We start from the raw sequence: 8,684 nt of genomic DNA on the forward strand, positions 1-8,684 counted from the left end.
CCGGCGCTTGGCAACCGCCCCATCATCGACCAGACTGCGAACAGCACCGCCCGTTCCTCCTCCCTTCGTTGGAGCCGATGCCGCTCGACCCCCGCCCCGCGCCCGCCTCCACCGCTTCCCGCCCCCCGGCGCGGACCGGCGGCCGGGGCCTTGTCCTCTGGCTGATCCGCGCCGGGGGGGTGGTCGCGCTGCTGCTGGCGCTGAGCCCGCAATGGCGCTCGCTTGAGGAGATGGGGCAGCGCCGCACCGCGTTGCTCAACGACAAGAGCGACGAAATGCTGGTGGGGGTGTCCTGGCCGTTCCGGCTGAGCGGCCCCGGCATGGCCGACGGGCTGGTGCTGGCGCGCGACCGCATCAATGCCGAAAACCTCGCCGGCGGGCCGAAGCTGCGGCTCGACCTGCGCGACGACAACGACGACTGGCGCCATGGCCACGCCATCGCCCTCGATTTCGCCGCCACCCCCGAGATGGCGGCGGTGATCGGCTATGACGACGAAAGCGTCGCGGTGCGCGCCGCGCAGATCTTCGAACGCGCCCGCCTGCTGCACATCCTGGTCAACGTCAACAACCAGGCGGTGACCCGCCACGACGCCAAATACGTGATCCGCACCGTGCAGACCACCGACGAGATCGCCCGCCATCTCGCCCGCTTCCCGGCCGACCGGCCGGCGGAGAAACGCTACGCCGTGGTCTGGCGCGACGACGCCTACGGCCGCAACCTGCTCTACCAATATCAGATCGAACAGGAAAGCCATGGCGGCCGGCTGGTCTATCAATGGTCGTTCCCCCCCGGCACCCACGATTTCCGCGAGCCGGCCAACCGGCTGACCCTGATCGAGGCCGACGTGATCCTGTTCTGGGGCGATGACGCCGAGATCGTCCGCTTCCTGCGCAAGCGGCGGGAGGTCGGGGTCACCACCCCGGTGGTGGTGGCCGCCGACCTCGGCAACGCGATCCTCGCCGAGGGCGGCGGGGCGATCGAGGGCGTCACCTTCCTCTCACTCTACAACCGCGCCGATCCCGCGCCGGAAAACCAGGATTTCGTCGCCCGCTATCAGGCCCGGTTCGGCCGCCTGCCCGACACCGCCGCCGCGCAGGGCTATGACGCGCTGATGATGCTGGCGGCGGCGGTGCGCGAAACCCGTTCGCTCAATCCGCTCGACCTGTCCTATCACCTGCGCTTCCACCCGTCCTGGCGCGGCGCCAACGGCTTCTACAGCTTCGACGAAACCGGCGACCTCAACGACAAGCCGCTGCACGTGGTGGTCGGCCGGACCGGAAGCGACGGCGTGCCGGCCGATCCCCGCGACTGATCCCGTCCGCGCCGGGCGCAAGGCTTGCCGAGAATCATGTTGTCCTAATATTATCCCTTCGCCCCGGCCGAAGGAGAACCCGATGTCCCGCCCGCCCCTGCCTTACCTGCTGCCGATCCTGATCGCCCTGCCCCTGCTGGGGCTGCTGCTCGCGCCGACCGAGGACCCCACCCCCCGCCTGACCGCCGAGGCCGACGCCCTGGCGGCGCGCTATGCCGGTTCGCTGCAAACCGCGCTGAAGCAGGCGATGGAAGCGGGCGGCCCGGTGGCGGCGATCGGCGCCTGCCAGCAGCAGGCCGGGCCGATCGCCGACCGGCTCGGCGCCGACAGCGGCTGGCGCATCAAGCGGACCGCGCTGCGGCTGCGCAACCCGTCCTCGGCCCCCGACGCCTTCGAGACGGCGGCGCTGGAGGAGTTCTCCCGCCGGATCGCCCAGGGCGAGCCCGCCACCGCCCTGACGCGCGGCGAGATCGTCACCGCCGCCGACGGCACCGCCAGCTTCCGTTTCGTCAAGGCGATCGCGATGGGCGAACCCTGCGCCACCTGCCATGGCGTCACCCTCAAGCCCGAGGTCGGCGCGGCGCTGGCCGAGCTTTACCCACGGGATCGCGCGACCGGCTTCCAGCCGGGCGACCTGCGCGGGATCATCTCCCTCAGCCGGCCGCTGTAGCCGCCCCGGCCGGGCACAGCCGGCCGAGGCCAAGGGCGAGTCCAGCCCGGCCGGGGCGGACCACCGTCCCGCCCAGGTCGCGGCCGAGCCGGGCCACCGCCGCCGCGCCGCTGCAATGGCACGGCACCACGAAATCGGGCGCCCAGGCGCGCAGCCGGGCCACGCTGTCGGCCAGCCGGGCCTCGTCGGCATTGAGCAGGTGGAAGCCGCCGACGATCCCGGCCACCCGGTCGATGCCGCTGACCGCGCGCACCCGCTCGACGGTGTTGATCAGGCCGGCATGGCAGCAGCCGACCACGATCACCACACCGGCGGCGGTTTCCAGCCACAGCGCCTGATCGTCGTCGAGCGGATCGGCCTCGGCCGCCGCCGGATCGAGGAAGAACGGCCCACCGGCATCCTCGCCCGACCAACGCGGGATCGGGCCGGTGAGACCGATCCCCGGCGCCAGCCACAGCGGTTCCCGCACCTCGACCCGCCGCGCCGGCGGCAGCGCCTCGATCCGCGCCCGGACCTCCGCCGCCATCCCGATCGCCCGGGGCGGCCGCCCGGGCGGGCAACTGAAGCGGGCCCGGCCGATCCCGGGCGCGCCATACAGCACCGCGTCCGCCGCCACCGCCAGGACCTGGGGCAGGCCGCCGCTATGGTCGTAATGGCCGTGGCTGAGCACCACCGCCTCGGCCGCCGCGAGGTCGATCCCGAGCGCGGCGGCGTTGGCCACCAGTGCCCCACCGGCCCCGCTGTCGAGCAGCAGGCGCCGCCCGCCCGCCTCGATCCAGGCGGCGAAGCCATGCTCGACCGCCAGCCCCGCCTCGGCCTGATTGTCAACCACCAGACGCAGTCTGGCATCGCCCGTCATGCCGTCCCCCCCCTCTTCTCGAAATATCGCCATGAACAACCGCGTCGCCCTGGCGATTTACCCCCGCATTGAGCAAGCAAACCGCCCGGACCTTCATTGAAAAATGTCATGGCGGGGGCGGATCCCGGCCCGTTATTGACCGTTGGCACGCGCGGCTTCCCACCGCTCCGCTTCCGGGATCCGCCCCTCCCCCGCCGTTTCGTCACGGCCAACACAGGAAACCTGCCCGATGTCCATGTCGCTGATTGCCGTGCCGTCCGAACTGCCGGGCGGGCTCGACGCCCCGCTCGCCGGCCATTTCGGCCGCTGCGACGTCTATACCCTGGTGCGGATCGACAACGGCACCATCGCCGACGTCACCCTGCTGCCCGGCCTGCCCCATGCCGAGGGCGGCTGCATGGTCCCGGTCCGGCTGCTGGCCGACCATGGCGTCGATGCCCTGGTCGCCGGCGGGATGGGACGCAATCCGCTGATGGGCTTCATGGCCGCCGGGATCGCGGTCTACCGCCCCGGCCGCGACGGCAGCGTCGGCGCGGCGGTCCAGGCCCTGCTGGCCGGCGAGGCGGAGCAATTCACCCCGCAGCACGCCTGCGGCGCCCATCACTGAGCGCCCGCCGGGACCCGGCTCTCGCGCCGGGTCCCGGAGCCGGTTCATACCGGCCGCCCTTTAAAATGATCCGTTCGGCGGCCGGTCAGCCCGCGCGGCGATTGAGCGTCACCGTCTCGGCCTGACCTGACCCAACGGGTCAGGTCATTGGCCGGGCGGTATCAGGGACTCGGCAGCTTGCCCGGGGTGCGCGGATCGACATTGGCCTTGAGGCCGCCGCTGAAGCTCTGCACCGCGAAACCGTGCTGGGCCAGCACCCGCGCCGCGAAATAGCTCATCTTGCCGAAGGCGCAGACGGTGACCACCGGCCGGTCGCGGTCGAGCCGGTCGAGATTGGCCCGCAGGGTGGGGAACGGGATGTTGACGCTCGGGACCGGCACCGGATAGGCCTCGGCCAGCGCCGCGCCGCGCACATCGACCACCTGGACCCGGGGATCGTCGGGCAGGTCGGTGGTGTGGCTGACCAGCCCGTCGCGGCGATTGCAGGCGGCGAAGCCGGCCAGATTGACGATGTCCTTGGCCGCGCCGAACGGCGGGGCGTAGGCCAGTTCGAGATGACAGAGGTCCTCGACCGTCATCCCGGCGGTGATCGCCGTCGCCAGCACGTCGAGCCGCTTGTCGATTCCCTCGAAACCGCTGACCTGAGCGCCGAGCAGCCGGCCGCTGTCCGGCTCCCACAGGATCTTGAGGGTCATCGGCCGCGCCCCGGGATAATAGCCGGCATGGTGGCTGTCATTGACCGTCACCGTCTGATAGGGCCGCCCGGCGGCCACCAGCCGCTTCTCGCTCCAGCCGGTCAGCCCGGCCACCGTTTCGAACACCCGCAAGATGCCGGTGCCGAGCGAGCCGGGATAGGGCCGGGCCTTGTCGGCCAGGAAGATATGGTCGGCGGCGACCCGGCCCTGGCGATTGGCCGGGCCGCCCATCGGCACGGCGGTACGGCCACCGCCGACCCGGTCGGCGGTCTCGACCGCGTCGCCGGCGGCGTAGATGTCGGGGTCGGAGCTGCGCTGGAACCCGTCCACCACGATATGGCCGCGCGGGCCGAGGTCGAGCCCGGCCGCCCGGGCCAGCTCGCTGTCGGGGCGAACCCCGATCGCCAGGATCACGATGTCGGCGTCGAGGGCGCGGCCCGAGGCAAGGTGGCAGCGCAGAGAACCGGCGGCCGGCTCGAACCGGGCGATGCCCTCGCCGAGATGCAGGCCGATGCCGTGCCGGCGCAGCTCGCTGTCGATCAGCGCCGCCATCGGCGCGTCGAGCGGCGGCAGCACCTGCGGCTGCAATTCAACCAGTTCGACCGCCAGCCCCTTGTGCCGGAGCTGCTCGGCCATTTCGAGGCCGATGAAGCCGGCCCCGATCACCACCGCCCGTTTCCCGGCGCTGGTGGCGGCGACGATCCGGTCCATGTCCTGAAGATTGCGCAGGGTGAAGATGCGGGGATCGTCGATCCCCGGCAGCGGCGGCCGCAGCGGCGAGGCGCCGGGCGCCAGCATCAGCTTGTCGTAGGGCAGCCATTCGTGCCGCCCGCTGGCGAGGTCGCGCAGTTCGACCCGCTTGCCGGCGCGGTCGATCGCCACCGCCTCGGTGCCGACCCGCACCTCGAGATTGAGCAGGGCCTTCAGCGACGCCGCCGACTGTACCGCCAGCGCCCCCCGGTCGGCGATCTCGCCGCCGATGTGATACGGCAGGCCGCAATTGGCGAAGGACACGTCGGGGCCGCGTTCGATCACGGTGATCCGCGCCGCTTCGTTGAGGCGCCGCGCCCGGGCGGCGAAGGAGGCCCCGGCGGCGACGCCACCGATCACCACGATGTTCAGTTGTTCCATGGCTCCGCTCCCAGACGCAGATTTGCCGCTTGCCGCCCCAAGGCGACGGCGGAACCCTATTGCCAGACGCCATCGTTGTCAATATTATACTAATATAAACATTATGAGATGGTGATGGACACCGCCCTCCCCGCCCCCGATCCCGCCCGCCTGCGCCAGGCCGCCGGCGCGGTCGCGACCACCCTGTCCGCCCTGGCCAACGAGAACCGCCTGCTGCTGCTGTGCCAGTTGTGCCAGGGCGAGAAATCGGTGGGCGAGCTGGAACAACTGCTCGACATCCACCAGCCGACCCTGTCGCAGCAACTGGGGGTGCTGCGGACCGAGGGGCTGGTGCGGACCCGGCGCGAGGGCAAGCGGATCTATTACGCGGTCGGCGATCCCAAGCTGCACCGCCTGCTCGCCACCCTGCTCGACCTCTATTGCCCCCTGAAGGATCCCCTGCCATGACCCTTGACTGGAGCGGCTTCACCCCCATCCCGGCCCTGCTGGGCGGCGCCCTGATCGGTCTGGCCGCCGCGCTGCTGCTGCTGGCGCTCGGCCGCATCGCCGGGATCAGCGGCATTGTCGGCGGCCTGCTGCGCCGGCCCGACCGCGCCGAGACCCCGTGGCGGCTGGCCTTCGTGCTGGGGCTGGGGCTGGCCCCGCTGGCCTGGACCCTGGTCGCGGCCTTGCCGCCGCCCCGGATCGCCGCCGACACGCCCACCCTGGTGGCGGCCGGGCTGCTGGTCGGGTTCGGGGCGCGGCTGGGCTCGGGCTGCACCAGCGGCCATGGCGTCTGCGGCCTGTCGCGGCTGTCGCCACGCTCGCTGGCCGCCACCCTGACCTTCATGGCCACCGGTTTCCTGACGGTGTTCGCCGTCCGCCACCTGATCTGAGCGGAGCAGGATCATGCGCAACGCGATCTCCTTCGCCGCCGGCCTGCTGTTCGGGCTGGGGCTGATCCTGTCCGGCATGGCCGACCCGGCCCGGGTGCTGGGCTTCCTCGACCTCGCCGGGAGCTGGAACCCGTCGCTCGCGCTGGTGATGGCCGGGGCGATCGGGGTCGGCCTGCTCGCCTTCCGCGCCGGAAGCCGGCGCGAACGCTCCTGGCTCGGCCTGCCGATGCAGCTTCCCACCGCCACCCGGATCGATCGCCGCCTGCTGACCGGCAGCGCCCTGTTCGGCGTCGGCTGGGGGCTGGCCGGGATCTGCCCCGGACCGGCGCTGGTGCTGCTGGGCGAGGGCAGCGGCCAGGGCGTGCTGTTCGTGCTGGCGATGCTGGCCGGAATGCTGGCCCACCGGCTGCTGCCCTGAGCCCCCCTGGCGGGTTGCCGCCCGCACCCGCTTGGGGAGCGAAGCTCCCCAAACCCCACCTTCTTTTTATCGATGAAAACAAAGGAGGTCCGGGGCATCGCCCCGGCGGGTCGCGGGCAGAGCCCGCGCGAGAGGCGCGCGACCCACGATGACTTTCGCGGTTTCGGTTCCGGCGCAAGCCTGCTATTTTCCCGCGCGGACAGCAACGGCGTGAGACGGAAATGAGCGGGGAGCGGGGAAACGGGGCGCCTCGGGTCGATGTGATCGTCGCCGCCTGGAATCGGGCCGACACCATCGAGCGGGCGGTGCGATCGGCGCTGGCGCAGGACGGGCTGGGGCGGGTGATCGTGGTGGACGATGCCTCGACCGACGACACCCCGGCGCGGATCGCCCAATTGGGCCGCGACGAGCCGCGTCTGGTTTCGCTGCGCTTCGCGGTCAACCGGGGGCCGGCGGCGGCGCGCAACGCGGCGCTGGCCCTGGCCTCGGCCCCCTATGTCACCCTGCTCGACGGCGATGATTTCCTGCGGCCGGGGCGGCTGGCCGGGCTGCTCGGCTTTGCCGCCGGGCAGGATTTCGTCGCCGACGACCTGTTGCAGGTGGCCGCGTCCGCGCTGGACCGGGTCGAGCCCCAACCGATGCTGGGCGGCGCGTTCGCGCCGTGGCCGCTTGATTTCGCCGGCTTCGTGCGCGGCAACGTCTCGCGCCCGGGCCGCAACCGGCGCGAGCTGGGCTTCTTCAAGCCGCTGATGCGGCGGGCCTTCCTGGTCGAGCACCGCCTCGACTACGACGAAAGCCTGCGGCTGGGCGAGGATTTCGACCTCTATGCCCGCGCCCTGCTGGCCGGGGCCCGCTTCCTGGTGGTGCCGGCCCAGGGCTATGTCAGCGTGGCGCGGCCGAATTCGCTGAGCGGCGCCCACGGCCGCGCCGACCTCGAACGGCTGTATGCCCGCAGCCGGGCGCTCGATCGCCCCGGGCTCGGCCGGCGCGAGCGGGCCGCCCTGGCGGCGCACGGCCGCAGCCTCGACGCCCGGATCCAGTGGCTGCGGCTGATCGAGGCGGTCAAGGCGCGCGACCCGGGTGCCTGCCTGCGCCCGTTCCTGCGCTCCACCACCGTCAGCGGCTTCCTGCTGCGCAATCTGGCCGAGCAGCTGGTGCGGCGCGGCGGCGGCCGGCTGGCCGCCCTGCTGGGAGCCCGGGGGTGACCGTTTTCCCCCCGCTGGTCAGCGTGGTGATGGCCTGCCGCAATGTCGGCCGGTTCCTCGACGCCGCCCTTGCCTCGGTGCGGCAACAGAGCCTCGCCGCGATCGAGATCCTGCTGGTCGATGACGGCTCGACCGACGACACCGCCCACCGCGCCCGCGCCCACGCCGCCGCCGATCCGCGCCTGCGCCTGCTGGAGGGATGCGGCGAGGGGCCGGGGGCCGCCCGCAACCGCGCCCTTGCCGTCGCCCGGGGCGAATGGCTGGCGGTGATGGACGGCGACGACCTGATCCATCCCCGCCGGCTGGAAATCCTGCTGGCGGCGGCGGGCGCCGCCCCGGTCGAGATCGTCGCCGACACCCTGCTCGCCTTCCAGGCCGGACCGCCCGGCCGCCGCCACGCCGCCACCCTGCCGGCCGGCCCCGACTGGCTGCGGCCGGTCGAGATCGACCTCGCGACCTATCTGCGGGCCAACCGATTGTTCGCCGGCGGGGCCGCGCTCGGCTATCTGAAGCCGCTGATCCGGCGCGACTGGCTGGCGGCGCGCGGCATCCGCTACGATCCCGGCCTGCGCATCGGCGAGGATTACGACCTGATCGCCCGGGCGCTGGCGGCCGGCGCCCGCTTCCGGGTGGTGCCGCCGCCGCTTTATTTCTATCGCCGCCATGCCGGCTCGACCTCCTACCGGATGCGCGCCGCCGACGTCGCCGCCCTGGCCGCCGCCGGAGACCGCTTCCTGGCCGGGCTGCCCGCCGGCCCGGCCCGCGCCGCCGCCGAGGCGCGCCAGGACTCGCTGGTGGTGGCATGGCATTTCTCGACCACGGTGGAGGCGCTGAAACAGCGCCGCCCCGACCGCGCCGCCGCCGCCTGCCTCGGCCGCCCGCGCGCCGGGCTGCTGCTGGCGCTGGCGCTG

General features: G+C 72.6%; 10 protein-coding genes. 8 read left to right on the forward strand and 2 right to left on the reverse strand.

Features of this window, described 5'->3' with window-relative positions:
- Window positions 1-77: 77 nt before the first annotated feature.
- Window positions 78-1,313 (forward strand): ABC transporter substrate-binding protein, encoded by a 1,236-nt coding sequence (locus ACFSNB_RS05140; protein ID WP_377314963.1) that lies wholly within the window; start codon window positions 78-80, stop codon window positions 1,311-1,313.
- Window positions 1,314-1,395: 82 nt separating this feature from the next.
- Complete coding sequence (locus ACFSNB_RS05145) at window positions 1,396-1,983, forward strand: Tll0287-like domain-containing protein (protein ID WP_377314964.1); 588 nt, start codon at window positions 1,396-1,398, stop codon at window positions 1,981-1,983.
- Here ACFSNB_RS05145 and ACFSNB_RS05150 read toward each other — a convergent pair.
- Window positions 1,967-2,842 (reverse strand): MBL fold metallo-hydrolase, encoded by an 876-nt coding sequence (locus ACFSNB_RS05150; RefSeq protein WP_377314965.1) that lies wholly within the window; start codon window positions 2,840-2,842, stop codon window positions 1,967-1,969. The two genes, ACFSNB_RS05145 and ACFSNB_RS05150, sit on opposite strands and share 17 nt — an antisense overlap.
- A gap of 229 nt (window positions 2,843-3,071) precedes the next feature.
- Here ACFSNB_RS05150 and ACFSNB_RS05155 point away from each other — a divergent pair, with 229 nt between their 5' ends.
- The gene (locus tag ACFSNB_RS05155; RefSeq protein ID WP_377314966.1) at window positions 3,072-3,449 is read left to right on the forward strand and encodes a NifB/NifX family molybdenum-iron cluster-binding protein; all 378 of its coding nucleotides are present in this window, start codon (window positions 3,072-3,074) and stop codon (window positions 3,447-3,449) included.
- Between the two features lie 161 nt (window positions 3,450-3,610).
- Here ACFSNB_RS05155 and ACFSNB_RS05160 read toward each other — a convergent pair whose 3' ends face one another.
- Entirely contained in the window at window positions 3,611-5,275 is a 1,665-nt protein-coding gene (locus ACFSNB_RS05160; protein ID WP_377314967.1) for an FAD-dependent oxidoreductase, read from the reverse strand.
- 114 nt (window positions 5,276-5,389) lie between these two features.
- Here ACFSNB_RS05160 and ACFSNB_RS05165 point away from each other — a divergent pair, with 114 nt between their 5' ends.
- From ACFSNB_RS05165 to ACFSNB_RS05185, 5 genes are all read left to right on the forward strand, one after another.
- Complete coding sequence (locus ACFSNB_RS05165) at window positions 5,390-5,722, forward strand: metalloregulator ArsR/SmtB family transcription factor (RefSeq protein ID WP_377314968.1); 333 nt, start codon at window positions 5,390-5,392, stop codon at window positions 5,720-5,722.
- Window positions 5,719-6,150 (forward strand): YeeE/YedE family protein, encoded by a 432-nt coding sequence (locus ACFSNB_RS05170; protein ID WP_377314969.1) that lies wholly within the window; start codon window positions 5,719-5,721, stop codon window positions 6,148-6,150. The genes ACFSNB_RS05165 and ACFSNB_RS05170 overlap by 4 nt, the downstream gene beginning before the upstream one ends.
- 13 nt (window positions 6,151-6,163) lie before the next feature.
- Window positions 6,164-6,568 (forward strand): DUF6691 family protein, encoded by a 405-nt coding sequence (locus ACFSNB_RS05175; protein ID WP_377314970.1) that lies wholly within the window; start codon window positions 6,164-6,166, stop codon window positions 6,566-6,568.
- Window positions 6,569-6,789: 221 nt separating this feature from the next.
- On the forward strand, window positions 6,790-7,773 hold the full coding sequence (locus ACFSNB_RS05180) for a glycosyltransferase family 2 protein (RefSeq protein WP_377314971.1): 984 nt from the start codon (window positions 6,790-6,792) through the stop codon (window positions 7,771-7,773).
- Window positions 7,770-8,684 (forward strand): glycosyltransferase family 2 protein (locus ACFSNB_RS05185; RefSeq protein ID WP_377314972.1); only part of this gene is annotated, 915 nt, incomplete at its 3' end. The genes ACFSNB_RS05180 and ACFSNB_RS05185, both read left to right, overlap by 4 nt.

The organism is Phaeospirillum tilakii, assembly GCF_042683125.1.
Lineage (GTDB): Bacteria > Pseudomonadota > Alphaproteobacteria > Rhodospirillales > Magnetospirillaceae > Phaeospirillum > Phaeospirillum tilakii.